Source organism: Gilliamella sp. B2785 (genome assembly GCF_026537005.1).
Lineage (GTDB): Bacteria > Pseudomonadota > Gammaproteobacteria > Enterobacterales > Orbaceae > Gilliamella > Gilliamella apicola_E.
Map to the genome: position 1 here is coordinate 1 of NZ_JAFNNC010000026.1, position 524 is coordinate 524.

The 524-nt window shown below is 34.5% G+C and carries 1 protein-coding gene; it reads left to right on the top strand.

The genetic code is table 11. The features are described from left to right. Window positions 1-101: 101 nt before the first annotated feature. Window positions 102-386, top strand: a complete 285-nt coding sequence (locus tag J3U24_RS11515; protein WP_267347009.1) for a hypothetical protein — start codon at window positions 102-104, stop codon at window positions 384-386. Window positions 387-524 lie beyond the last annotated feature (138 nt).

A 524-nucleotide genomic window follows, 5' to 3' on the forward strand; every position in this document is an offset into this window, starting at 1 on the left:
GTCGCAGTCACACAGTTAGCGAGCCTTTCTGCTTGGATGCCCTAAAAAATTTGGTTATAATTCAGCCGTTAATATCACCAAAACTGCCTAAGGAGAACAGTATGTGGGACCAAAAAGAGCGAGTTTACAGTATCGAAAGATTGACCAAAAATGAATTCAGACATGCTTTGGCGGTAAATTTAATTACACAAGAACAACATGACAAATATCTGCAGGAACTCAATGAATTAACGTCTTATATTTATGAAAAATATAAAGATAGTTTAGCTTTTTACGATGAAGATTGGATTAAAATCAATGACTATTATGAAAAAATTGTAGCCTTAGATTTTGTTAGAGGCTATATAAAAGAAGGGTTGGAAGACAGTTGGCTTATCGAGATGTGAATGATGAAATCCCCCTAAGGAGTGCAGTATGCGAGACCAAAAAGAACGAGTGAAAACAATTGAAAGTACCATGAAAAACGAGTTTGAGTACGCATTAGAAATAAATTTAATTACACAAGAACAACATGACAACTATCT